The sequence below is a fragment of the Stutzerimonas stutzeri genome (assembly GCF_002890895.1).
In the GTDB taxonomy this organism is placed as follows: domain Bacteria; phylum Pseudomonadota; class Gammaproteobacteria; order Pseudomonadales; family Pseudomonadaceae; genus Stutzerimonas; species Stutzerimonas stutzeri_AB.
In genome coordinates this window covers 59,151-82,603 of sequence record NZ_POUL01000013.1, presented here as the reverse complement: position 1 = coordinate 82,603, position 23,453 = coordinate 59,151, and the positions used below count along the sequence as shown (strand labels likewise).

The following is a 23,453-nucleotide window of genomic DNA, read 5'->3' as shown; positions in this document are numbered from 1 at the left end:
TCAGGGTTTCTCCGAGCCTGTCAGGCGTTTGATGGTTTCGCGCAGCACTTCGCTGTCCGAATTGTCCTTCAGCGCTTTTGCCCAGATGGCGCGCGCTTCGCGCTGCTTGCCAGCAGACCACAGTACTTCGCCAAGATGAGCGGCGACTTCATGGTCGGGAAAGCGCTCAAGCGCCTTGCGCAGCTGGGCTTCTGCTTCCTGCAGATTGCCCAGTCGATAGTTGACCCAGCCAAGCGAGTCGAGAATTGCGGCATCGTCAGGGTTGATACGATAAGCCTGTTCGATCAGATCAAGTGCTTCCTGGTATCGGTCGGTGCGGTCAGCCAGGGTGTAGCCGAGCGCATTGATAGCCATTGCATTGTCGGGCTCACGCTCGATGATGTAGCGCAGGTCTCGCTCCAGCTGAGCCAGGTCGCCACGCTTCTCCGCAATCATGGCCCGGGTGTAGAGCAGGTTCAGGTCGTCGGGAAATTCATTCAGCCCCTGTTCTGCCAGTTCCCATGCCGCTTCTATCTGTTGCTGCCCGGACAGTGCTTCCAGCTCAATGAGGTATAGCTGAATAGCGTAGTCAGGCTGCTCTACACGAGCGCTTGCCAGCAGCCTCGACGCTTCCTGGTTGCGGCCGAGGGCAAACAGCAGCTCCGCCTGCATCAGTTTTGCCGGCAGGTATTCATTGCCAGGCCCGACCTTGGCGAACGCGGTCAATGCCTGCTCATTTTTGCCTAGCTCACGGTAAGCGCGGCCCAGGTTAAAATGAGCGGCGTCCAGATGGCTCCCGCGGTCGATCAGCTCTTCCAGATAGACGATCGCCTCACGCCAGGCCTGCGCTTCAAGGCATACCAGCGCCAGCGAGAAGCGCAAGTCATCGTCGCTAGGGTGCTGCTGAACCAGCGTGGCGAATTCGCCCATTGCGTCCTCGAACCGATCCTGCTCCACCAAAAGGCGCGCATAGGTCAAGCGCAAGCGCTTATCTTCGGGATGCAGGCGGAGGCTGTTTTCCAGAAGTGGCATCGCCTCGTTGCCACGCTCGAGAATCTGTAACAGGCGTGCCTGGAGCAAAATCGACGGAATCTCCTGCTCGTTGGACGGTTGCTCCTCAAGCAGCGCGAGTGCATCTTCAGGGCGAGCGTCCTGCTGCAGCAGGACGGCCTTACCGAATTTCAGTTGAGGATTGTCGGGATGCTTGGCCAGCAACTGGTCGAAGCTCTTCAGCAGGCCGCTGCGCGTGTCCGGATCGGTTTCAGCGGCGGATAGCGCGAGGAAGTCGAAATGCGTGTCGCCCTGACCCCTGAGCACCTTTTCCATGAAGGATAACGACTCCTCATAGCGCCCTGCGCGTGCCAACTGAATGGCTGCCGCTCGCTGGGCGTCAAGATTGTCCGGTGCATTGTTCGCCCAGATAATCGCCGTATCCAGCGCAGCCTGGTCGGCGCCGAGGTATTCGGCGATACGGAATCCGCGCTCTGCAACGCCGGCATCCTGGGTCGCGTTGGCCTGTTGGACATAGCTGCCCAAGGCGATGTCGAAGCGGTTGCGCTGGCCGGCCAGCTCTGCCACCAGCAATGCATAGAGAGTATCGCCGCTGAACGAGCCGTACTCGCTTGGGCTTTTTGCCGCAGGCTCCGCCGTAGCTTCCTCGATTGGCGGGCTGCTGTCAGGGGGGCTCTGCATGAAGCTTTGGCAGCCACCGAGTAATAGAGCGGCGCTGAGGGCGAGGAGTTTTTTCATAGGAAACTTAGGCTGATCTGCGGTCGCGGCATGATGACACAAGCCGCTAGGCAAGCACACGGCTCGGCTTGGGCCCAGCGTTTTGTGGGTTTGGTCCGTAACAGACAATGTCTGGCAATGGTTGTTCTGAGGCAGGCGAAGTAGGAGAATCGCGCGCTCCGTTTTCGAATCAGCGATCCTGCATGGCTTTCATCGCGCTTGGCATTAATCACAAGACCGCATCGGTGGACGTGCGCGAGCGTGTGGCGTTCACGCCCGAACAGATGGTGGAGGCGCTGCAGCAGCTGTGTCGTGTCACGCCTACGCGTGAAGCCGCTATTCTGTCGACCTGCAATCGCAGCGAGCTTTACCTGGAGCAGGAGCAGCTCGAGGCCGAGACGGTGTTGGCCTGGTTGGCCAACTACCATCGCTTGAGTCTCGAGGACCTCAAAGCCTGTGCCTATGTGCACACCGACGACCAGGCCGTGCGGCACATGATGCGTGTGGCCTCCGGTCTGGATTCGATGGTGCTGGGCGAGCCGCAGATTCTCGGGCAGATGAAGTCCGCTTATGCTGTGGCGCGCGAGGCCGGTAGCGTCGGCCCGCTGCTGGGGCGTCTGTTCCAGGCGACCTTTAGTACCGCCAAGACCGTACGTACTGACACTGCCATTGGTGAAAACCCGGTTTCGGTCGCTTTCGCTGCGGTCAGCCTGGCCAAGCAAATCTTCGCCAACCTCGATCGCAGCCAGGCATTGCTGATCGGCGCTGGCGAAACCATCACTCTGGTTGCTCGGCACCTGCACGAGCAGGGCGTCAAGCGCATCGTGGTTGCCAACCGTACCCTCGAACGCGCAAGCGCGCTGGCCGAGCAGTTCGGTGCCCATGCCATCTTGCTTGCCGACATCCCGCAGGAACTCTACAACAGCGATATCGTCATCAGTTCGACTGCCAGCCAGCTACCAATTCTAGGCAAGGGGGCGGTCGAGCAGGCGTTGAAGAAACGCAAGCACAAACCGATGTTCATGGTGGATATCGCGGTGCCGCGCGATATAGAAGCGCAGGTCGCCGATCTGGATGACGTCTATCTCTACACCGTCGATGATCTTCATGAGGTGGTCGCAGAGAATCTCAAGAGCCGCCAAGGCGCAGCCCAGGCTGCCGAAGAGCTGGTTGCGGTCGGAACTGACGATTTCATGGCGCGGCTGCGTGAGCTGGCCGCCGTGGATGTGCTCAAGGCCTATCGGCAGCACGCTGAGCGCCTTCGTGATGAGGAGTTGCTGCGCGCCCAGCGGTTGCTGGCCAATGGCGGCACAGCCGAGGATGCGCTGGCGCAGCTGGCGCGGGGATTGACCAACAAGCTACTGCACGCGCCTAGCGTACAGCTGAAAAAACTTTCTGCCGAAGGGCGGGTGGAGGCACTGAGCATCGTCCAGGACCTCTTCGCCCTGCAAGACAGCACGGACAAACCATGAAAGCGTCGCTGCTCAACAAACTCGATACCCTGCAGGACCGCTTCGAAGAGCTGACAGCGTTACTGGGTGACGCTGAAGTGATCAGCGATCAGACCCGTTTTCGCGCCTATTCGCGCGAGTACGCCGAGGTCGAACCGGTTATCGCCGCTTACCGCGAATTTCTCAAGATGCAGTCCGACCTTGAGGGGGCTCAGGCACTGCTCAAGGACAATGATCCAGACGTGCGTGAGATGGCCGAAGAAGAGGTTGCCGAGGCGCGCGGCAAGCTCGAAGCGATTGAGGCTCGGCTGCAGCGTATGCTCCTGCCGAAGGATCCCAAGGATGGGCGTAACGTGTTCCTCGAAATTCGGGCTGGCACCGGTGGCGATGAAGCCGCGATCTTCTCTGGGGATCTGTTTCGTATGTATTCCCGCTACGCCGAACGGCAAGGCTGGCGCGTCGAGATTCTGTCTGAAAGCCCGGGCGAACACGGCGGCTACAAAGAAGTGATCTCGCGGGTCGAGGGCGATAACGTCTTTGCCAAACTCAAGTTCGAGTCAGGCGCGCACCGGGTCCAGCGCGTTCCTGAAACCGAGTCTCAGGGGCGTATTCATACCTCGGCCTGCACCGTGGCGGTTCTGCCCGAGCCAGACGAGCAAATCGCGATCGAAATCAACCCGGCCGACCTGCGCGTCGATACCTACCGTGCCTCGGGTGCCGGCGGACAGCACATCAACAAGACTGACTCGGCGGTGCGCATCACTCACATGCCGAGCGGTATCGTCGTCGAATGTCAGGAAGAGCGCTCGCAGCATAAGAACCGTGCGCGGGCCATGTCCTGGCTGGCAGCCAAGCTGCAAGACGTGCAGGACAGCGCGGCGCACAAGGAAATTTCCGATACGCGCAAGCTGCTGGTGGGCTCGGGCGATCGTTCCGAACGTATTCGGACCTACAACTTCCCGCAGGGGCGCGTTACGGACCACCGTATCAATTTGACGCTGTACTCCCTCAACGAAGTGGTCGGCGGTGCCGTGGAGCAGGTGATCGAACCACTGTTGCAGGAATATCAAGCCGATCAGCTCGCCGCGCTGGGTGATTGACTGCTCATTTTATCGGCGGACCGGTTAGGTTCGCTGACTGCGGTACAACTGAATCCTGGAAACCTCGAGCATGGCGACAATCGACTCCCTGCTGCGTGCCGCCCAGTTACCCTACTCGCCGAGCGCCAAGCTCGATGCCGAGTGGCTGCTTGCCGCCGTGCTGGGCAAGTCGCCGAGCTATCTGCGCACCTGGCCTGAGCGCGAAGTGCTGCCTGAGGACGAGGCCCGCTTTGTCGCCCATCTTGAACGTCGTCGCCTTGGCGAGCCGGTAGCCTACATCCTGGGTCGCCAGGGCTTCTGGAGCCTTGAGCTCGAAGTGGCGCCGCATACCTTAATTCCACGACCGGACACTGAGCTGCTGGTAGAGACAGCGATGAAGATGCTGCCTGCCGGTGGTGCGGCGAGCGTGCTCGATCTGGGTACGGGAACCGGTGCGATTGCCCTGGCGCTTGCCAGTGAACGTCCGGCCTGGCAGATCACCGGTGTGGACCGCGTCACCGAGGCCGTTGCGCTGGCGGCTCGTAATGCCCAACGGCTCGGGCTCGGCAATGCAGCCTTTCTCGAGAGCCACTGGTTTTCGTCACTTACGGGCCAGCGTTTTGAGTTGATCGTCTCCAATCCGCCGTACATCCCCGCCAGTGATCCCCATCTGTCGCAGGGTGATGTGCGTTTCGAACCGAGCAGTGCGCTGGTGTCGGGTGTTGATGGCCTGGACGACATTCGCCTAATCATTGAGCAGGCGCCCGATCACCTGAGCTCATCCGGCTGGTTGGTACTTGAGCACGGTTACGATCAGGTGTCAGCGGTGCGGAGCCTGTTGAGCGCCGGTGGTTTCGTTGATGTCGCCAGCTGCAGGGACTTCGGTGGCCACGAGCGTGTCAGCCTCGGGCGGCTGCCATGAATCAAGAGAGGAAATGTGCATGCTGAGCGACGACGAGCTGCTGCGTTACAGCCGGCAGATCTTGCTGCGACAGGTCGATATCGAGGGTCAGCTCAAGCTTAGGCAGAGCCGTGTTCTGATCGTCGGGCTTGGCGGACTCGGCTCACCGGTGGCGCTATATCTGGCTGCGGCCGGGGTTGGAGAGTTGCATCTGGCGGATTTCGACCGGCTGGACCTGACCAATCTGCAGCGGCAGATTGCTCACGACACCGCATCGGTCGGTTTGCACAAAGTGGATTCGGCAATGGCTCGACTATCTGCCCTTAACCCTTTGATCAAACTGGTACCGCACCGCGCCGCGATGGATGCCGATACGCTGGAGGCGGCTGTCTCAGCGGTAGACCTGGTGCTGGACTGCACGGACAATTTTGCTGTTCGTGAAGCGGTAAATGCTGCCTGTGTGGCCGCGGTGAAACCACTGGTGAGCGGCGCGGCTATTCGGCTTGAGGGGCAGCTGTCGGTGTTCGACCCTAGAGTCGAGACCAGCCCCTGCTATCACTGCCTTTACGGCCATGGCTCCGAGGCCGAGCTGACCTGCAGCGAAGCCGGTGTTCTTGGCCCAGTCGTTGGAATGATCGGCAGTTTGCAGGCGCTTGAAGCGATCAAGTTGCTGGCCGGCTTCGGTGAACCTTTGGTTGGCCGGTTGCTGCTGGTAGATGCGCTTTCCAGTCGATTCCGCGAGCTCAAGGTCAAGCGCGACCCGGCTTGCACCGTCTGTGGCCACAGCCGTGACTGACAGCCGGCCGATAGGGGTTTTCGATTCCGGTGTGGGTGGGCTGTCGGTGCTTCGGGAGATCCGTGCGCGCCTGCCCCATGAGTCGTTGTTGTATGTGGCGGACAGTGGTCACGTTCCCTATGGCGAGAAAAGTCCGGAATTTATCCGCGAACGCTGCCGGGCCATCGCTGCTTTCCTGGTTGAGCAGGGCGCCAAAGCGCTGGTGCTGGCCTGCAACACCGCGACGGCGGCCGGCGTGGCTGACTTGCGAGAGCAGTATCCAGAGCTTCCCGTGGTTGGGATGGAGCCTGCGGTCAAACCTGCCGCTCGGGCCACTCGCAGTGGAGTAGTTGGGGTGCTGGCAACGACCGGCACGCTGAAGAGCGCTAAATTTGCAGCGTTGCTTGATCGTTTTGCCAGTGACGTGCGTGTGATTACGCAGCCATGTCCAGGTCTTGTCGAACGCATCGAGGCAGGCGAACTTGCTACGCCAGGCACCCGCATGCTGTTGGAGAGCCTGGTTCAGCCTCTGATCGAGCAAGGGTGCGATACGCTGATTCTCGGCTGCACCCACTATCCGTTTGTGAAGCCTCTATTGCGCGAGATTCTTCCCGCAACGGTCGCTCTGGTCGATACCGGAGCTGCGGTCGCGCGGCATCTCGAAACCCTGCTGGCAGCCAACGGACAGCAAAGCGAATGCGAGGCCGTGGTGCACTTTTGGAGCAGCGGCGATCCTCTGCGATTGGCTGGCGTTCTTCCAGTACTTTGGGGTGAAAACGGTACAGTTTCCTACTGTTCTGCTTAGGAACTCCCCGCTGCGCTAGCCCTCTGTACTTAAGCAATATTGAAAAAACGAAAAGCTTGGCCACTTTCGATAAGGAAATTTCGCATGAACAAATTGATCTCCTTCGCTGCGGTTGCGGCAATTTCGCTGGGCCAGGTAGCTGCCGCCCATGCTCTTGACCTGACCGCTGCGGTTGGGCGTACCGGCGAGTCGACGATGACTTATCGACTGGGAGCGCAGATGGATTTCAATCGTAGCTGGTTCGAGACGGGCGTGGGCCGGCTGACCGGGTATTGGGATGCGGGCTACACCTACTGGGAAGGTGACGAGACCTCGAGCAATCACAGCATTTCACTTGCGCCAGTGTTCGTGTACGAGTTCAGCGCTGGATCGGTAAAACCTTACCTAGAAGCGGGCATCGGCATCGCGGCTTTCGAAAACACCGAAATAGAAAACAATGATCTTGGGTCCTCCTTTCAGTTCGAGGATCGGTTCGGTGCCGGCCTGCGTTTCGCTGGCGGACAGGAGATAGGCTTACGGGCTATTCACTATTCCAACGCTGGCATCAAGGACCCCAACGACGGCATCGAAACTTACGCGCTGCACTATCGAGCCTCGTTCTGACAACTCGATACTGAAGCTGATGGAGTAAGCCGTCAGCCGTCCAGATAGGCTCTTGCTGAGCCTTTGCGCTCTTCGAGGCAGTCATCCGAGCCCAGCTCGAACTCTCGACAGATAAGCGGGCGCCGGCTGTAGATAGTGCAGCGCATGCTGTCCCGGTCCAGCGCCGCGCACCAACCGTCGTCCAGCCGGCGCATGACCTGGCCACCCCAATCATCTTCATCGATGAAGCGTTCCGGGACGCCGGTGTCGGTCAGCAGCATGACTTCAAGGCGGCAGCAGCACGCGGCGCAGCTGCTGCAGCTGATTGTGTCGTCAGTCAATTGGCGGTGGGGAATGGCAGATTGAGTCATCGCGGCAGTCTACGCGTCTTGCGGCGGGATAGCTGCAAGCCAGGAGCGCCGCGAAAAGGGAAAAAGCCAGCACGGACGTGCTGGCCTAGCAGACTAGATATTTTCTTCGATTTGCTTGTTTTTCCAGCCCTCACCGCCGGGTAGCACCAGATTGAGCAGCAGCGCGATGATGGCGCACAGCGAGATTCCGGACAGGCTGAACTCGCCGTAACCGAACGCCATGCCGCCAATACCGAACACCAGCGTGACGGAAACAATGATGAGATTGCGTGCTTCCGCCAGATCCACCTGATGGCGAATCAGGGTGCTCAAGCCAACCACTGCAATCGAGCCGAACAGTAGGCAAAGGATGCCGCCCATGACCGGAACTGGGATGCTAAGCAGTCCAGCCCCGAACTTGCCGATAAATGCCAGGACGATGGCGAAGACTGCCGCCCAGGTCATGATTTTTGGGTTGTAGTTCTTGGTCAGCATCACCGCGCCGGTCACTTCCGCGTAGGTGGTGTTAGGCGGGCCGCCGAACAGGCCTGCGGCCGAGGTTGCCAGGCCGTCGCCGAGCAATGTGCGGTGCAGGCCAGGCTTCTTGATGAAGTTGTTGCCTGTCACGCCACCGATGGCCACGACACCGCCAATGTGTTCGATGGCGGGTGCCAATGCGACCGGGACCATGAACAGAATGGCGCCCCAGTGAAATTCCGGCGCGACGAAGTTCGGAACAGCCAGCCAAGGTGCTGCCGCAATCCCTGCTGTATCCACGACACCAAACATGAACGACAGGCCGTAGCCCACCGAGACGCCGGCGAGGATTGGCACGAGTCGAAACAGGCCTTTACCTAGCACCGCCACCAGCAGGGTGGTGAGCAGTGCAGGCATCGAAATCATCATTGCTGTCGCATAAGGGACCAGCTGAGCGCTGCCGTCACCGGCCTTGCCCATCGCCATATTGACCGCGACAGGTGATAGGGCGAGGCCAATGGAAATGATCACCGGAGCGATCACAACCGGTGGCAGCAGGCGGTCGATGAACCCAGGTCCTTTCAGGCGAACCGCAAAGCCAAGGAACATGTAGACAATACCGGCCGCCACCACGCCGCCAAGCACGGCGGGTAGACCGAAGTCTCCCTTGGCCGCGATGATGGGGGCGATGAAGGCGAAACTCGACGCCAGGAATACCGGAACCTGGCGTTTGGTGACCAATTGAAACAACAGGGTGCCGATACCGGCGGTGAACAGCGCAACGTTGGGGTCCATCCCGGTGATCAGCGGCATCAGCACCAACGCGCCAAATGCGACAAACAGCATCTGGGCGCCGGCTAATACCTGGCGCGCGAGCGGTTCTTCCAAGGGTTGCGACATGCTCAGATGTCCTTCTGCTTGGTGCCGAAGATCTTGTCTCCCGCATCGCCCAGGCCGGGCATGATGTAGCCGTTCTCGTCCAGACGGTCATCAATTGAGGCGGTGTAAATGGTGACGTCCGGATGTGCCTTTTCGACGGCCTCAATGCCTTCCGGTGCGGCGACCAGAACCAGTGCGCGGATTTCCTTGCAGCCTGCCTTTTTCAGCATATCGATGGCAGCAACCATCGATCCGCCGGTCGCGAGCATCGGATCGATGATCATCGCCAGGCGCTGATCAAGGTCATCAACCAGGCGCTCCAGGTAGGTGTGTGCCTGCAAGGTTTCCTCATTGCGAGCAATGCCGACCGCGCTGACTTTGGCGCCTGGAATCAAGCTGAGTACACCGTCTAGCATGCCGATGCCGGCACGAAGAATCGGTACGACGGTGATTTTCTTGCCGGAAATCTTTTCGACCTGAACTGGACCGCACCAGCCATCAATGCTGTAGTTTTCCAGCGGCAGGTCCCGAGTCGCTTCGTACGTCAGAATCGAGCCCACTTCCTGTGCCAACTCGCGGAAATTCTTGGTACTGATATCGGCACGGCGCATCAGCCCAAGTTTGTGGCGAATAAGCGGGTGGCGAATCTCTCGAATGGTCATGGCTGGCTCCGGCGGTCGAATAAACCGGCGTAGATTAATGCATCGACGTGTTACCGGCTATTGATGTGTAGGAGAGGGCTTGCCCTGTGCGTGGCCGCATCGGTATCGTCGCGCCCCTTAATTTAGGGGCAGTCGGCCGGGCTGCTTCATCTTCTAACTGTCCTGGAGCATCGCCATGTCCGTCGATCTAGCACACATCCGCCAGATCATGGCTGAAGCCGACTGTCTGTACCCCGACGCCGAGGTTGAAGCGGCGATCAATGCGATGGCCGCGAAAATCAATGCTGAGCTGGCTGACCGCAACCCTGTGGTGTTCTGTGTGATGAACGGGGGGCTGGTCTTCTCCGGCAAGCTGGTGACCAAGCTGAATTTCCCGCTTGAGCTTTCCTATCTACATGCGACACGTTATCGCAACGAAACGAGCGGTGGGGAGCTGTTCTGGAAGGCGAAGCCGGAAATCTCGTTCATGGATCGAGATGTGCTAATCATCGACGATATCCTCGACGAGGGGCATACGCTTGGCGCGATCATCGATTTCTGCAGGCATGCCGGCGCGGCTGCTGTGCACACCGCGGTGCTGGTCGATAAGGACCATCAGCGCAAGGCTCGTCCAGATCTGAAAGCAGATTACGTGGGGCTAAGCTGTGTTGATCGCTATGTGTTTGGCTACGGTATGGACTACAAGGGTTACTGGCGAAACGCTCCTGGCATCTACGCTGTTAAAGGCATGTAAGTAATAGCGTTATCGCACGGGCAACGTCGCCGGCCCGTGCGCTTTCTCCTATTAGCTCCTCGAATGCCTGCGCGTCAAATTACGCGCGCCATCTGTTTCGTTTCGCCTCACGCGTTGCGCTTTGGTAACGCTCCTGTGCATCACTCTATGCCCGAATGCTGAGACTGTATTGCACGCGCGCCCGCCTGAGGCTCGGCTATCGAGCACGCAGCGGCTAATTGCGTGCCGCTCTGGCAAATTTCTCGCGAAAGGCGTCGCAACTGCTCTATTTAGAGGCTTGCGTCTGTATTGCTGGCGGCTAAGCTCTCGGATAGCCTCACAAGCGCCTGCGCTGCGGGCAGCCCTATATGCGGCTGAACACCAATGCTGGCAAGGCTGTTCATACTTAAGGATTACAGAGCAAATCAAACCTTAGTGCGCTTAACCCTCAACCTCCGTGTGGGTAGGGTGAACGTACTTCGAACCAACCAGGAGCGCCTCATGACAAAAACAACAAGGCAAGGAATCTTCCAGCCCAAAACCCTGGCCCTCGCGGTCGCGTTGGGCATTGCGTCACCCGCTTATGCGGTCAATTTTAATATCGGCGAGATTGAGGGGCAGTTCGATTCGTCCATGTCCATAGGTGCCAGCTGGTCGATGGCAGATCGAGACATGGATCTTGTCGGTACGAACAATGGCGGCACTGGTTATACGCATACGGGAGACGATGGACGCCTAAACTTCAAGAAAGGGGAAACCTTCTCAAAGATATTCAAAGGTGTGCACGATCTTGAACTGCGTTATCGCGACAGTGGCGCGTTTATCCGAGGTAAGTACTGGTACGACTTCGAGCTGAAGGACGAGGACCGCTTATTTAAAGATATTAGCGACAGCAATCGCAAGGAAGCGGCTCAGTCCTCGGGTGCGCAGATACTTGACGCCTTTCTGTACCACAACTACTACCTAGGCGATTTACCCGGCACCGTCCGCTTCGGTAAACAAGTTGTGAGCTGGGGCGAAAGTACGTTTATTGGAAATTCAATTAACTCCATCAACCCACTTGATGCGGCTGCTTTCCGTCGTCCTGGTGCCGAAATCAAAGAAGGTTTGATTCCAGTAAATATGCTTTATGTTTCTCAAGGCATCACTGACCGCTTGAGCATGGAGGCGTTTTACCAGCTTGAATGGGACCAAAGCGTTGCCGATAACTGCGGCACATTCTTTGCGGTGGATGTTGCGCAGGATGGGTGCGATAACAACTACCATGTGGGAAGCCCTGCAATCGCTCCGTTAGAGCCAATTGCTGCCGCGAACGGGATCGGATTTGATTATACGCAGGAAGGAGTAGTTCTTCCGCGTGGTGGTGATAGGGATGCTCGAGATTCAGGCCAGTTTGGACTAGCACTGCGGTGGCTCGGCGATGCGACAGAGTACGGCGCATACTTTATGAATTACCACAGCCGTTCTCCGTTTGTTGGTACTCAAACGGCTAGCGGAGTGTTAGGTGCTGCGGGTAGGGTTAACGCGGGGGTGGAAGCGACGGTTTGCGGTCTGGCAGGGCGAAGTGCAGGTTGTACTCAGAATGCAGCGCTGCCCCTCGCTTTACGCCAACAGCTTGGTGCTGCTGTTACGACTAATGCAGGAGGTTTGCTGCAGAGTGCTACGCTAGGAAACTCCCGTTACTATCTAGAATACCCTGAAGATATTCGGTTGTTCGGACTTAGTTTTTCGACCTCTTTGCCTACTGGCACGGCCTGGTCTGGCGAAATCAGCTATCGCCCGAACGCCCCAGTACAGCTTAATACCCAAGACGTAACCTTGGCGGTCGTCAATCCTCTCGTCGGTGCGTTTGGTCAGCCGGCGGTCTCGCCAATAGCTTCAGCTGAGGGGGCAGACAACCGTGGATACAACAGGAAAGAAATTACTCAGGTTCAAACAACCTTCACGCATTTCTTTGATCAGGTTTTAGGCGCGGGCCGCGTTACGGTAATTGGTGAAGTTGGGTTCGCACATGTCGGAGGTCTCGAAAGTACCAGTGAGCTTCGCTATGGGCGTGACGCCATTTATGGTTCAGTGCTCAACCCTGCTCAGTTAGCCGATTACGGCGACGACGGATTCGTTACTGCTAACTCTTGGGGGTACCGTCTGCGCGCCCTGGCGGACTATAGCAACGTGTTCGCTGGCGTAAACCTAACGCCAAACGTGTCCTTCTCTCATGACGTGGACGGCTACGGCCCGAACGGTCTGTTCAATGAAGGTTCAAAGGCGGTGAGTGTTGGCGTCGATGCGGTCTATCAGAACCGTTATACGGCCAGCCTTTCCTATACCGATTTCTTCGGTGGCGACTACAACACGCTGGTTGATCGCGACTTTCTTGCCCTCAGCATGGGTGTGAACTTCTAAGGAGACTGTTTCAGTAACGCCGTACGGAGCTCTTTCGAGAGCTCCGCTACGCGCCAGTCTACATATAAGGCCTCCGGCCACAACAAGATCAAGAGGAACTGGAAGCGTATGAAAACAACAAAAAAATTATTCAGTGTCTTGGCTTTCTCGCTGCTAGCAAGCAGTGTGATGGCTGCAGTCTCCCCTGAGGAAGCCGCAAAACTCGGCGCTACATTGACTCCGCTCGGTGCTGAAAAAGCGGGCAACGCTGACGGGACTATTCCAGAATGGACCGGTGGGCTGCCGACCGACGCGGCTCCTTTGAAAAATGGGCATCTAACCAATCCATTCGCAAACGAGCAGCCTAAATTCGTCATCACCGCGCAGAATGCAGATCAGTACAAAGAGAATCTAACGGCAGGGCAGCTTGCCATGTTCAAGCGATATCCCGAGAGCTACAAGGTTCGGGTTTTTCCTACTCATCGCTCAGCAGCAGTACCGGATGAAATTTATCAAGCGGCCAAGAAAAGCGCGCTGAATACCGAATTGGTATCCGGCGGCAATGGTCTAGCCAATTTCGCAGACAGCCGTTTTTATGCGTTTCCGATTCCCAAGGATGGGTTAGAAGTTGTATGGAACCATATAACACGCTATCGCGGCCAGAACGGTCGGCGCAATATTGTACAAGCGACGCCGCAGACTGATGGCAGTTTTAACCTCGTTCACTTTGAAGACGAGGCGGCATACCCCAGTTACATGCCAGATCTTGACCCTGAACGCGCACAGAACGCATTGCTGTTTTTCAAACAGCGGGTAACGGCTCCATCACGACTCGCCGGTAACGTTTTGCTGGTGCACGACTCGCTGGATCAGGTCAAAGAACCGCGTCAAGCTTGGATCTACAATGCTGGTCAGCGTCGTGTTCGGCGTGCGCCTCAGGTTGCCTATGACGGCCCCGGTACTGCTTCCGATGGCATGCGTACTACCGATAACTTCGACATGTTTAGTGGCGCGCCGGACCGTTACGACTGGAAGTTAGTGGGCAAAAAAGAGATCTACATTCCTTATAACAGCTATGAGATCAACTCGAGCGAGCTCACGTATTCCGACATTATTCGTGCCGGCCACGTAAATCAGGATCTTGCCCGCTACGAGCTGCACCGCGTATGGGAGATCGAGGCGAACCTTAAAGAGGGCGAGCGCAATATCTATGCGAAGCGCCGCTTTTTCTTGGATGAGGATAGCTGGACCATTGTGCAATCAGAGCTATACGACGGCCGTGGTCAGCTTTGGCGGGTAGGTGAGGCGCATATGGTTCAGTACTACCAGCACAAGATCCCCGCGTTTGCCTTCGAAGCTTTGTACGATCTCATTTCAGGAAGGTACATTGCGAATGGGATGAGTAATGAGGAAAAGCCGCATGAGTTTGGTTACAAAGCGTCGGCCCGTGACTTTACGCCAGCTGCATTACGTAATGCCGGGGTGCGCTAATCAGATAGCATCTGTAAGGTGAATAAGGCGGCCAGTTGGCCGCCTTTTTTATTTGTCGGTCAGCCGCGAGTGATACTTTTCAGCCACTAGAGAGCTCGGTACCCATCCATTCAGAGCGGTATGCTCGTAGGGTGAGTCGACAAAAGATCCGCAATCGTGCAGGTTATTACGGCGCATGCGCATCGATTGAAAGACGTCGACTGCCCAGGAGTGGGTGCTGACAGCAGCGCTCAACGCGTTCCTCAATGGATTGATACGAATAAGAGAAACCTCGCTATGTCCGTACGCTTCAACCCTGGTGCCCTCAGCACAGAAGCCGCCGCGCAGGTTCAAATTGCGACTATCCCTCGGCTCCCGCCGTTGCATGTACCAAGGCCTCGACTCGTCGATGCTTTATTAGAAGCCCACTGCCGACTGCGTTTGATCTGCGCACCTGCCGGTTTCGGCAAGAGCGTGCTGATGAACGAATGCGCGCGGCTGGTACCTGCCGATACGCATCTGGTCTGGCTTGATCTAGGCGGTAGAGGGTTCTCTGCGGAAGCTCTGTATTCCCAACTTCGTCGGGTATTGAACAGCACGACTGAGGAGGGCGGTGACGTTCAGCAAGACCTCATTAATCTGCTGAATGATTTTCCGCGACCGCTTTGGATAATGTTGGATGACTATCCGCGGGAGGTAACAGCGCCCTTCGACGCCTGCCTCGACTTGCTTATCGAGAGGGGCCCCGAATCCGTCAGCTGGTGGGTAAGCAGCCGTCGGCAGCCCGCTTGGAAGCTGCCTAGGCTATTGTTGCAGGGTGACTTGTTCGAGCTGGAGGCTGAAGCGCTGGCGCTGACTGCGAGTGAGCTCCGGTTATTGCTCAAAGCGCACCGCCTAGAGCTCGCCGATGACACCTTCAAGCAATTGATGTCGGGCAGCGAGGGGTGGCTGGCCGGAGTCAGCTTGCTGTTATTGAATGCTGATGAGCAGGCGGTTCGTGAGCGATTGATTGCCGGTACTTCACTGTTACGAGATTACGTGCAGCGCGAAGTACTTGAGGGGCAGACCGAGGATGTTTGCCGTGCGCTTTTCGCGTTGGCGCGCATGCCGCGCTTTTCATCGCAGTTGTGTGAGCATGTCCTCGACGGCATAGGAAGCGATCTTCTCGATGTGCTCAAAACATCCCAGCTGTTTATTCGCCAGACCGACAATTGTGGTGAATGGTATCGCCTGTGGCGGCCGCTGGCGTTGATGTTGCGACGCATGCCCGGGGTAGCATCGCCCACCCAGACGCACCTGCGTGCCTGCCAATGGTTTGCCAACCGCGGTGAAATGCGCGAGGCGGTGGAGCATGCGCTGTGGGCGGGGCAGCCAGAAGTCGCAGCCAACTTCCTGCAGCGCTACGGACAGGAGCAATTGCTCATCGGTGACAACGTTTCGCATTTCATGAAGTGGCGCAGTGAGCTGCCGCAAGACTTGTTCAACAGTACGACCCGGTTGATCGTGCTGCATGGCTGGGCTTTGATCATCTCTGCTCGCTTGGATGAAGTGGATGATTGCCTCGCCGATCTGGCGAAGTTTTTTCCTCAGCCCGATGCAAGGCGCCAGGCGCAGCTACTTGCTCAGTGGCAAGCTTTGCGGGGTTTTCTAGCCCGTTTACGAGGTGAGCCGGAGGCTAGGGATTACTGCCTTCAGGCCCTGGAAGTCCTTTCTGATCACGCTTGGGCACAACGGGTGCTTTGTTATCAGGCGTTATCTCAACAGGCGATAGCCGAAAGCCAACTCGAGTTGGCCCAGCATTACAACAGCGAAGGCATGAAGCTTGCCCGGCTCAAGGGCAGCGTACTGTATGAAGCGATGCTGAGCGTCGATCGAATTCAGCTGCTTGAAATTACCGGCGAGTTCGAGCGAGCCGTTGGGGTTCTCGAAGAGTCATTGATGGTGCTACGCGACGGTGTCGGCCACAGCCCGATTATTGGTCGGCTAAAGCTGCTACGAGGCCATCTGCTCGCCTATCAGGGGCTCGATGAGCCGGCCCGCGAAGCGTATCAGCAAGGTCGAGCCGAGACTGAGACCTGCGGCGATTCGTACGTATTCTTCGGCTATGCAGGGTTGGCAGAGCTTGCAGCTCGCAGCCAGGAATTCCCTTCGGCTTACCATTGGTTGCGAGAGGCCGAGCGGTTGGCCCAGTGGCGGCATGTGCCGGAAGCGCGTTTCCGGGGCATTCTGCCATTGATTACCGGCGTGACCTGGCTGCATCAAGGGCAGCTGAAGAAGGCCAGGACTATATTCGTACAGGTGCTGGAACTCTACGAAGGCCACACCTATATCGCACCGTCCGGGTTTTACGAGTTACTTCCACGAGTTCATCGCTATCTTGCGGTTATCGACATACTGTCCGGCCGTGGCTCGCTGGCTATCGACACGCTGCGCGAACTGATCGACCAAAACCTCCGTTCTCAACGGTTGGGCCTGGCCTGTGAGTGTCGTTTTACGCTGGCCGAAGCGCTCCAAGTGGATGGCCAGCATGACGAAGCAGAACTGGAGTTACGCAAAGCCCTCGCTGAGGCTGCGAGGCAGCATCTGGTCAAGCCGCTGTACGAATTGCAGCATCGTCAGCCGCAATGGCTTGCTAGCATGTTGCCTACTGGCAAGGGGGAAAGCCTGCGTGATCGATTGTTGCAATTCGAGCGAGAACCAGAAGAGAGCGCTGCTTCAGCCGATGAAATCATCCTGAGCAACCGCGAACTCACGGTCCTGCGTCTCATCGCCCAGGGATGCTCGAATCAAGAAATCGCCGAGCAGTTATTTATTTCGCTGCACACGGTCAAGACCCACGCGCGGCGAATCAACACCAAACTCGGGGTGGCCAGACGTACGCAAGCGGTGGCGCGCGCTAAGGCTTTGGCCTGGCTTTAGTCTGATCAGCAGTGGCAGACCTAGATAAGCGCGTGTTGTAACGAGGGGCGCTGCCTGCCGCTGCGCCGGCAGAGAAATTGGCATTTTTCAGCTGTGTCAGAAGATCGGCAGCGCAGAGCCTACCGGCAACAAAGTTGACCTTTACTGTGCTGCTGAATGCGAATGCTTGGTCAGGCGATAAGAGGTGTTCTGCCCGCCTCGTTCGATGGCGAGGCTGAACTGGAGACTGGTGATCAGGCGCTCCAGCTGCTGCTGGTCCCGCCATTGGCTGGAACTGATGAAGCGCTTTACCGCCACGCCCATCGTGTCGGTCAGCGTCAGCAGAATACTTCCGTCGGGTTTCTGAATACTGAAATTGACGTTGTAGTCTGGCTGAAACACATCACTGATTTTCTTGAATGGACTGTCCATGCCGGTTCCTGATTGGATGACTGCCCCCAATGGACCTGATGCTGTTTAACTAGTTTCGCCCGCTGAGCGTGTTGCTCTGTGGCAAAAGGAAGCACTAGCGGCCTGGGCTAAGCATAGCGCTCCGGCACTGTCAGGCCGGTTCGGAGGAAGCCGGCAGCTCCTGCAGTACTTCCGGATTGTTTTTAAAGGCCTTGGCAAAGAGGTCACGGTGTCGGGCCATGAAGATGCCAATGTCTTCAGCCTGCTGTTCGCTAAGTGACGGTGTGGCTTTCTGCAGTGCCGCAGCCAAGGCTTCGGCAAGCTCGAGCATTTTGTCGTGACGATCGGCTTCGGCTTTATCCATGAACAAGCGCTCCAGGTCCCGGCTGCTGCGGTACACAACTTCGACGGCCATCTAACACCCCGGCTCAATTGATAAAAATACTGTTTATCCATACAGCATATGCTGGCTGGCGCTGATTGAAAAGCCTCCGTGTGACGTCTGCGTGACAGCTGGTCAGCTCAGTCAGCGAAGTGCCCTCGAAGCCGCTCGGCGCGAAAGTCGAGATTGCGGCTGCGGTAGCCCGCGCGCAAGGGTGGTAGCGGGGCGCAGGAGTGCCAGCGTTGACCGGGTTGCAGGTCGCCCGGGCCGCGGTATTGTGGCGCATCGTAATTGGAGGTTACCAAGTTGAGGCTTGAGCCGGGCGAGTAGGCGGCTACTTCCCAGCTCAGGCTGCGCATTGGCTTCGGACTATGGTTGTCCAGAATGATGCGCAGCGGCTGTCCGGCTGGGCAGCTAGTCGGTGAATACGACATCCGCAGCTCGAGCTGACCAAGCAGATGTTCTTCACGTTGCTCTTGCCAGATCACCCAAGCGGCAACGACACCAAGGCCGAGCAGCGCTCCCAAAGAAATCGGCACCGCTCGAAGTGGATACCGAATCAGTAAGATCAGCCAGGCTGCGACTAGAAACGCGCCGATCAGCATGATGAGCGGGCGCGTGAATGGTTAGCCATTGAAACCTCTTTTTCAGCGTGATCCGGCAAACATCCTAACGCCGGCTCGCACAGGGTGCGACTTTCAGATGTCGGCCTGTGGTCGTGTTGGTGGACGCACGTCAGGAATCCTTGTCGGGGCGGGCGTGGCTGGCGAGTCGCTCAAGCGCGGCCCTGAGCTTGGGATCTGTTATGCCACGAGCGGTTTCCTGAATATTGTCTGCTGCTCGCACCGACAGTTCTGGCGCCGGTCCGGGCTTATGCCGCGGTGTTTCCGGGGGCTGAACCTTGAACTGAATACGGCTCAAGCCGCTGAACTCGTCCATGCATTGCAGCTGACGTTGTAAGCGTCTCTGCTGATAGCGCAGTCGCGTTGCCCAGTGGCCGTCGGTAACGATCAATAGCAGGGTACCTTCGCGCCATGAGGCGACACGGCAAAACTCCCGTGCAGCGGGCTGCAGTTGGCTGTCGACCAGTTGTTGCAGGCGATCCAGCCGCCTCGCCTCGCCAAACAGCGCTTTCAGTGGTTTGGCCTCGCGCAGTAGCGCCGCGGACGCTCGGGCCGGCAAAGGGCGAAACGACATGGCTAACGCTCGTAGCTTAAGAGCCGACATGTTAGCAGAAGCATGCATATACCTTCTGATCGAGGCATCACTGGCTAAACCTGCGACCGAATCGTCTGATTCCTGGCGCCATTGGCTGGCTCGCCTGCGCAGTAGGCACCTTTCCTCTCGAACGTTTCCGAGTAGAATGCCCCCTTTGCACGAAGCCGTGGTGGCCCTGCGGCCGTGCCTCCATCCCCAGCATGGAAGTCTTTGTCGATATGTTTGCGCCTTTAATGAAGAAGCTCTTTGGTAGCAAGAATGAGCGTGAGGTCAAGCGCATGCTCAAGGCGGTTCAATCCGTCAATGCGCTCGAAGAGCAGATGCTGTCTCTCTCCGACGAGCAGTTGCGGAGCAAGACCGAAGAGTTCAAGGCCCGCCTCGGCCAAGGCGAGACCCTTGATCAAATTCTTCCCGAAGCCTTTGCCGTCTGCCGCGAAGCCGGCAAACGCGTTATGGGGATGCGGCACTTCGACGTGCAGCTGATCGGCGGCATGACGCTTCACGAAGGCAAAATTGCCGAAATGCGTACCGGTGAAGGCAAGACGTTGGTTGCGACCTTGGCCGTATACCTCAACGCACTCGCCGGCAAAGGAGTTCATGTTGTTACGGTGAACGATTACCTGGCGCGTCGCGATGCCAACTGGATGCGTCCGCTGTATGAATTCCTGGGTTTGACAGTGGGTATCGTCACACCTTTCCAGCCGCCGGAAGAGAAGCGCGCAGCGTACGCGGCTGATATCACATACGGTACGAACAACGAGTTCGGCTTCGACTACCTGCGCGACAACATGGCATTCAGCCTGGAAGAAAAGAACCAGCGCGAACTCAATTTCGCGGTTATCGACGAGGTCGACTCGATCCTCATCGACGAAGCCCGCACTCCACTGATCATCTCCGGCCAGGCCGAAGATAGCTCCAAGCTCTATCAGCAGATCAACCAGTTGATTCCTCTGCTCAAACAGCACATTGAAGAGGAAGAGGGCGTCGTTACTCAGGAAGGTCACTTCTCAATCGACGAGAAGACACGTCAGGTCGAACTGAACGAGTCTGGCCACCAGTTTGTCGAGGAAATGCTGACCAAGGCAGGGCTACTTGCCGAAGGCGAGAGCCTGTATTCGGCACACAACCTCGGCTTGCTGACCCACGTGTATTCCAGCCTGCGCGCGCACAAGCTGTTCCACCGCAACGTTGAGTACATCGTCCAGAACAATCAGGTGTTGTTGATTGACGAACACACCGGTCGGACCATGCCAGGGCGTCGCCTCTCTGAGGGTCTGCATCAGGCCATCGAGGCAAAGGAAGGGCTGCCGATCCAGCCGGAAAGCCAGACCCTTGCGTCGACTACCTTTCAGAACTACTTCCGTCTGTACAAAAAGCTGTCGGGCATGACCGGTACTGCAGACACCGAAGCATTCGAATTCATGCAGATCTACAACCTGCCGGTGATGGTGATTCCGACCAACAAGCCGCTGGCACGCAAGGACTACAACGACCTGGTCTACCTGACCCAGGAAGAGAAATTCGCTGCCATCATTGCGGACATCAAGGATTGCCAGAACAACGGCCGCCCTGTGCTAGTGGGCACCGCAACCATTGAAACCTCGGAATATGTTTCGCGCTTGCTGGTCAGCGAAGGCATCGAGCACAAGGTGCTCAATGCCAAGCATCACGACAAGGAGGCCGAGATCATTGCTCAGGCAGGACGCCCAGGTGCGGTTACGATCGCGACCAACATGGCCGGCCGAGGTACCGACATCCTGCTCGGCGGCAACTGGGAAGTTGAAGTTGCGGCGCTCGATAGCCCCTCGGACGATCAGGTCGCACAAATCAAATCCGACTGGCAGAAGCGTCATCAGGCGGTACTCGAGGCGGGTGGTTTGCATGTGATCGCGTCTGAACGCCACGAGTCACGTCGTATCGACAACCAGCTGCGTGGTCGCGCCGGACGTCAGGGGGATGCCGGCTCGAGCCGTTTCTACCTGTCGCTGGAAGACAGTCTGATGCGCATCTTCGCCTCTGACCGGGTGAAGAACTTCATGAAGGCGCTGGGCATGGAGTCCGGTGAGGCGATTGAGCATCGCATGGTGACCAACGCCATCGAAAAGGCCCAGCGCAAGGTCGAAGGCCGCAACTTCGATATGCGTAAGCAACTGCTCGAATATGACGATGTCGCGAACGAGCAGCGCAAGGTGATTTATCACATGCGCAACAGCTTGCTGGCGGCCGAAGAAATCGGCGAAACCATAGCCGAATTCCGCCGCGAGGCACTCGATTACGCCATCAACCAGCACATCCCTCCGCAGTCGCTGCCCGAACAATGGGACATCAGTGGTCTGGAAGCGGTGCTCTACAGCGATTTCGGCGTGCGGCTGCCGGTCCAGCAGTGGCTTGACGAAGACGAGAAACTGTATGAGGAGACGCTGCGCGAGCGCATCCTCGAAGCATTGATAGCGGCCTACAACGAGAAGGAAGAATTGGCTGGCGCCGAGGCGCTGCGTACCTTCGAGAAGCAGATTGTGCTTCGTGTGCTGGACGACTTGTGGAAGGACCACCTGTCGACGATGGACCATCTGCGTCACGGTATCCATCTGCGAGGCTACGCCCAGAAAAACCCGAAGCAGGAATACAAGCGCGAGTCCTTTACGCTGTTCCAGGAGCTGCTTGAGTCCATCAAGCGCGACAGCATTCGGGTTCTGTCCCACGTGCAGGTGCGTCGCGAAGACCCCGCCGAGGAGGAGCAGCGTTTGCGCCGCGAGGCTGAGGAGCTGGCGCAGCGTATGCAATTTCAGCATGCCGAGGTTTCGGCGCTGGAAGCCGACCAGGAGGAACCCGAGGCTGAAGGCGATGTAGCAGCCGCTGTGGCCCCGGCGCGTACCGAGCAGAAGATCGGGCGCAACGAACCCTGCCCCTGCGGGTCAGGTAAGAAGTACAAGCATTGCCATGGACAGGTCCAGTAAGCGGATCCGTCTGTGTTGACCCGCGCCGCGACCGGCTCTAGCCGCTCGCGGCGTTTTTCTCCCTGATTTTCGGTGGCCGAAGGCCATCCATTCCTTCTTAAGGAGCGCATCGATGGCTGTCGGTCTTGGTCCCCTACCTACACTGCACCCGGTTGCCGGATTCGAGCTTGGTATTGCTTCGGCGGGTATCAAGCGACCTGGACGCAAGGACGTCGTGGTGATGCGTTGCGCCGAAGGCTCAACGGTTGCGGGTGTGTTTACCCTCAATGCCTTTTGCGCCGCGCCGGTAATTCTTGCGAAGCAGCGAGCTCAGGGAGCCGTACGTTACCTGCTAACCAATACCGGAAACGCGAACGCCGGCACCGGCGAGCCCGGCATGCAGGCTGCAATCCGCAGTTGTGCCAGTTTGGCCGCCCTAGCCGGTGTCGAAGCCGAAGCAATCCTGCCGTTTTCAACTGGCGTCATCGGTGAGCTGCTGCCCGTTGAGAAGATTGAGGCGGCGCTTCCTGCCGCGTTGGCCGACCTGGATGAAAACCACTGGGCCGAAGCCGCCACCGGCATCATGACCACAGATACGCTGCCCAAGGGTGCGAGCCGTCAATTCGAGCATGAAGGCGTGACGGTCACAGTCACCGGCATCTCCAAAGGCGCCGGCATGATCCGTCCCAACATGGCGACCATGCTGGGTTACATCGCTACCGATGCGAAGGTCGCTCAGTCGGTTTTGCAGGATCTTCTGCGGGACGCAGCCAACAAGTCGTTCAACCGTATCACCATCGACGGAGACACCTCGACCAACGACTGCTGCATGCTGATCGCTACCGGCAAGGCTGACGTCGTGGAGATTACTGAGGCTAGCGGAGAGCTGTTCACCAAGCTCAAGCAGGCGGTTTTTGAAGTCAGCATGGAGGTGGCGCAATCCATTGTTCGTGATGGCGAAGGCGCGACCAAATTCGTCACCGTTCAGGTCAACGGTGGTGGTAACCATCAGGAGTGTCTGGACGTCGGCTATGCCGTCGCGCATTCGCCGCTGATCAAGACGGCACTGTTCGCCTCCGACCCTAACTGGGGACGTATTCTGGCCGCGGTTGGTCGTGCAGGTGTTCCCGATCTGGATGTGAGCAAGATCGATGTCTATCTGGGGGGCGTGTGCATCGCCAGCCAAGGCGGTCGTTCGCCGAGCTACACGGAAGAGCAGGGCGCCGCGGTAATGGCTGAGGAAGAGATCGAAATTCGTATCGAACTCGGTCGCGGTGATTGCAGCGAGACGATCTGGACCACAGACCTCTCTCACGAGTACGTACGGATCAATGCCGAATACCGCACCTGATCCGCTGGCAGTGACCAGCGTGCGC

At 57.9% G+C, this 23,453-nt stretch carries 20 protein-coding genes; 12 read left to right on the top strand and 8 right to left on the bottom strand.

Annotated features, from left to right (window positions below):
- Positions 1-1,728: a tetratricopeptide repeat protein gene (locus tag CXK96_RS19105; RefSeq protein WP_102838014.1), complete on the bottom strand. Its 1,728-nt coding sequence runs from the start codon at positions 1,726-1,728 to the stop codon at positions 1-3.
- Positions 1,729-1,910: 182 nt separating this feature from the next.
- Here CXK96_RS19105 and hemA point away from each other — a divergent pair, with 182 nt between their 5' ends.
- From hemA to CXK96_RS19075, 6 genes are all read left to right on the top strand, one after another.
- Positions 1,911-3,179, top strand: a complete 1,269-nt coding sequence (gene hemA, locus CXK96_RS19100; protein WP_102838013.1) for a glutamyl-tRNA reductase — start codon at positions 1,911-1,913, stop codon at positions 3,177-3,179.
- Positions 3,176-4,258: a peptide chain release factor 1 gene (gene prfA / locus CXK96_RS19095; RefSeq protein ID WP_102838012.1), complete on the top strand. Its 1,083-nt coding sequence runs from the start codon at positions 3,176-3,178 to the stop codon at positions 4,256-4,258. The genes hemA and prfA overlap by 4 nt, the downstream gene beginning before the upstream one ends.
- Before the next feature lie 70 nt (positions 4,259-4,328).
- Complete coding sequence (gene prmC, locus CXK96_RS19090) at positions 4,329-5,159, top strand: peptide chain release factor N(5)-glutamine methyltransferase (protein WP_102838011.1); 831 nt, start codon at positions 4,329-4,331, stop codon at positions 5,157-5,159.
- Positions 5,160-5,178: 19 nt separating this feature from the next.
- On the top strand, positions 5,179-5,934 hold the full coding sequence (locus CXK96_RS19085; RefSeq protein ID WP_102838010.1) for a molybdopterin-synthase adenylyltransferase MoeB: 756 nt from the start codon (positions 5,179-5,181) through the stop codon (positions 5,932-5,934).
- Entirely contained in the window at positions 5,927-6,718 is a 792-nt protein-coding gene (gene murI, locus CXK96_RS19080) for a glutamate racemase (protein WP_102838060.1), read from the top strand. The genes CXK96_RS19085 and murI overlap by 8 nt, the downstream gene beginning before the upstream one ends.
- Before the next feature lie 84 nt (positions 6,719-6,802).
- Positions 6,803-7,321, top strand: coding sequence for an acyloxyacyl hydrolase (locus CXK96_RS19075; protein ID WP_102838009.1), 519 nt, complete (start codon positions 6,803-6,805; stop codon positions 7,319-7,321).
- A gap of 32 nt (positions 7,322-7,353) precedes the next feature.
- Here the strand turns inward: CXK96_RS19075 and CXK96_RS19070 are convergent, their stop codons facing one another.
- The 3 genes from CXK96_RS19070 to upp all read right to left on the bottom strand — a co-directional run bounded on the left by CXK96_RS19070 (position 7,354) and on the right by upp (position 9,668).
- Positions 7,354-7,671, bottom strand: coding sequence for a YkgJ family cysteine cluster protein (locus tag CXK96_RS19070; protein WP_102838008.1), 318 nt, complete (start codon positions 7,669-7,671; stop codon positions 7,354-7,356).
- Between the two features lie 93 nt (positions 7,672-7,764).
- Positions 7,765-9,027 (bottom strand): uracil-xanthine permease family protein, encoded by a 1,263-nt coding sequence (locus tag CXK96_RS19065; protein WP_102838007.1) that lies wholly within the window; start codon positions 9,025-9,027, stop codon positions 7,765-7,767.
- Between the two features lie 2 nt (positions 9,028-9,029).
- Positions 9,030-9,668, bottom strand: coding sequence for a uracil phosphoribosyltransferase (gene upp, locus CXK96_RS19060; protein WP_102838006.1), 639 nt, complete (start codon positions 9,666-9,668; stop codon positions 9,030-9,032).
- Positions 9,669-9,843: 175 nt separating this feature from the next.
- Here upp and CXK96_RS19055 point away from each other — a divergent pair, with 175 nt between their 5' ends.
- From CXK96_RS19055 to CXK96_RS19040, 4 genes are all read left to right on the top strand, one after another.
- Positions 9,844-10,401 carry a hypoxanthine-guanine phosphoribosyltransferase gene (locus CXK96_RS19055; protein WP_102838005.1) on the top strand — a complete coding sequence of 186 codons (558 nt, stop codon included), beginning with the start codon at positions 9,844-9,846 and terminating at the stop codon, positions 10,399-10,401.
- A gap of 480 nt (positions 10,402-10,881) precedes the next feature.
- Positions 10,882-12,783 (top strand): DUF1302 domain-containing protein, encoded by a 1,902-nt coding sequence (locus tag CXK96_RS19050; RefSeq protein WP_102838004.1) that lies wholly within the window; start codon positions 10,882-10,884, stop codon positions 12,781-12,783.
- A gap of 108 nt (positions 12,784-12,891) precedes the next feature.
- Positions 12,892-14,253: a DUF1329 domain-containing protein gene (locus CXK96_RS19045; protein ID WP_102838003.1), complete on the top strand. Its 1,362-nt coding sequence runs from the start codon at positions 12,892-12,894 to the stop codon at positions 14,251-14,253.
- A gap of 276 nt (positions 14,254-14,529) precedes the next feature.
- A complete protein-coding gene (locus CXK96_RS19040; RefSeq protein ID WP_102838002.1) occupies positions 14,530-17,151 on the top strand; it encodes a LuxR C-terminal-related transcriptional regulator in 2,622 nt (873 codons plus the stop codon).
- A gap of 141 nt (positions 17,152-17,292) precedes the next feature.
- Here CXK96_RS19040 and CXK96_RS19035 read toward each other — a convergent pair whose 3' ends face one another.
- The 4 genes from CXK96_RS19035 to CXK96_RS19020 form a co-directional block, all read right to left on the bottom strand.
- Positions 17,293-17,562, bottom strand: a complete 270-nt coding sequence (locus CXK96_RS19035; RefSeq protein WP_102838001.1) for a DUF3509 domain-containing protein — start codon at positions 17,560-17,562, stop codon at positions 17,293-17,295.
- Between the two features lie 130 nt (positions 17,563-17,692).
- Complete coding sequence (locus tag CXK96_RS19030) at positions 17,693-17,956, bottom strand: YebG family protein (protein ID WP_102838000.1); 264 nt, start codon at positions 17,954-17,956, stop codon at positions 17,693-17,695.
- A 107-nt stretch (positions 17,957-18,063) separates the two neighbouring features.
- Positions 18,064-18,528, bottom strand: coding sequence for a multidrug transporter (locus CXK96_RS19025; RefSeq protein ID WP_102837999.1), 465 nt, complete (start codon positions 18,526-18,528; stop codon positions 18,064-18,066).
- A gap of 130 nt (positions 18,529-18,658) precedes the next feature.
- Positions 18,659-19,120, bottom strand: a complete 462-nt coding sequence (locus tag CXK96_RS19020) for a DUF721 domain-containing protein (RefSeq protein WP_102837998.1) — start codon at positions 19,118-19,120, stop codon at positions 18,659-18,661.
- Between the two features lie 239 nt (positions 19,121-19,359).
- On the opposite strand from CXK96_RS19020, the gene secA reads away from it, so the two are divergent.
- Positions 19,360-22,098 (top strand): preprotein translocase subunit SecA, encoded by a 2,739-nt coding sequence (secA, locus tag CXK96_RS19015; protein ID WP_102837997.1) that lies wholly within the window; start codon positions 19,360-19,362, stop codon positions 22,096-22,098.
- Between the two features lie 112 nt (positions 22,099-22,210).
- A complete protein-coding gene (gene argJ / locus CXK96_RS19010; RefSeq protein WP_102837996.1) occupies positions 22,211-23,428 on the top strand; it encodes a bifunctional glutamate N-acetyltransferase/amino-acid acetyltransferase ArgJ in 1,218 nt (405 codons plus the stop codon).
- The last annotated feature ends 25 nt before the right edge of the window (positions 23,429-23,453 follow it).

Bases quoted from the DNA above. Each gene is read 5' to 3' on its own strand.
- CXK96_RS19105 (WP_102838014.1), bottom strand. From the start codon at position 1,728: ATGAAAAAACTCCTCGCCCTCAGCGCCGCTCTATTACTCGGTGGCTGC.
- hemA (WP_102838013.1), top strand. From the start codon at position 1,911: ATGGCTTTCATCGCGCTTGGCATTAATCACAAGACCGCATCGGTGGAC.
- prfA (WP_102838012.1), top strand. From the start codon at position 3,176: ATGAAAGCGTCGCTGCTCAACAAACTCGATACCCTGCAGGACCGCTTC.
- prmC (WP_102838011.1), top strand. From the start codon at position 4,329: ATGGCGACAATCGACTCCCTGCTGCGTGCCGCCCAGTTACCCTACTCG.
- CXK96_RS19085 (WP_102838010.1), top strand. From the start codon at position 5,179: ATGCTGAGCGACGACGAGCTGCTGCGTTACAGCCGGCAGATCTTGCTG.
- CXK96_RS19075 (WP_102838009.1), top strand. From the start codon at position 6,803: ATGAACAAATTGATCTCCTTCGCTGCGGTTGCGGCAATTTCGCTGGGC.
- CXK96_RS19070 (WP_102838008.1), bottom strand. From the start codon at position 7,671: ATGACTCAATCTGCCATTCCCCACCGCCAATTGACTGACGACACAATC.
- CXK96_RS19065 (WP_102838007.1), bottom strand. From the start codon at position 9,027: ATGTCGCAACCCTTGGAAGAACCGCTCGCGCGCCAGGTATTAGCCGGC.
- upp (WP_102838006.1), bottom strand. From the start codon at position 9,668: ATGACCATTCGAGAGATTCGCCACCCGCTTATTCGCCACAAACTTGGG.
- CXK96_RS19055 (WP_102838005.1), top strand. From the start codon at position 9,844: ATGTCCGTCGATCTAGCACACATCCGCCAGATCATGGCTGAAGCCGAC.
- CXK96_RS19050 (WP_102838004.1), top strand. From the start codon at position 10,882: ATGACAAAAACAACAAGGCAAGGAATCTTCCAGCCCAAAACCCTGGCC.
- CXK96_RS19045 (WP_102838003.1), top strand. From the start codon at position 12,892: ATGAAAACAACAAAAAAATTATTCAGTGTCTTGGCTTTCTCGCTGCTA.
- CXK96_RS19040 (WP_102838002.1), top strand. From the start codon at position 14,530: ATGTCCGTACGCTTCAACCCTGGTGCCCTCAGCACAGAAGCCGCCGCG.
- CXK96_RS19035 (WP_102838001.1), bottom strand. From the start codon at position 17,562: ATGGACAGTCCATTCAAGAAAATCAGTGATGTGTTTCAGCCAGACTAC.
- CXK96_RS19030 (WP_102838000.1), bottom strand. From the start codon at position 17,956: ATGGCCGTCGAAGTTGTGTACCGCAGCAGCCGGGACCTGGAGCGCTTG.
- CXK96_RS19025 (WP_102837999.1), bottom strand. From the start codon at position 18,528: ATGCTGATCGGCGCGTTTCTAGTCGCAGCCTGGCTGATCTTACTGATT.
- CXK96_RS19020 (WP_102837998.1), bottom strand. From the start codon at position 19,120: ATGTCGTTTCGCCCTTTGCCGGCCCGAGCGTCCGCGGCGCTACTGCGC.
- secA (WP_102837997.1), top strand. From the start codon at position 19,360: ATGTTTGCGCCTTTAATGAAGAAGCTCTTTGGTAGCAAGAATGAGCGT.
- argJ (WP_102837996.1), top strand. From the start codon at position 22,211: ATGGCTGTCGGTCTTGGTCCCCTACCTACACTGCACCCGGTTGCCGGA.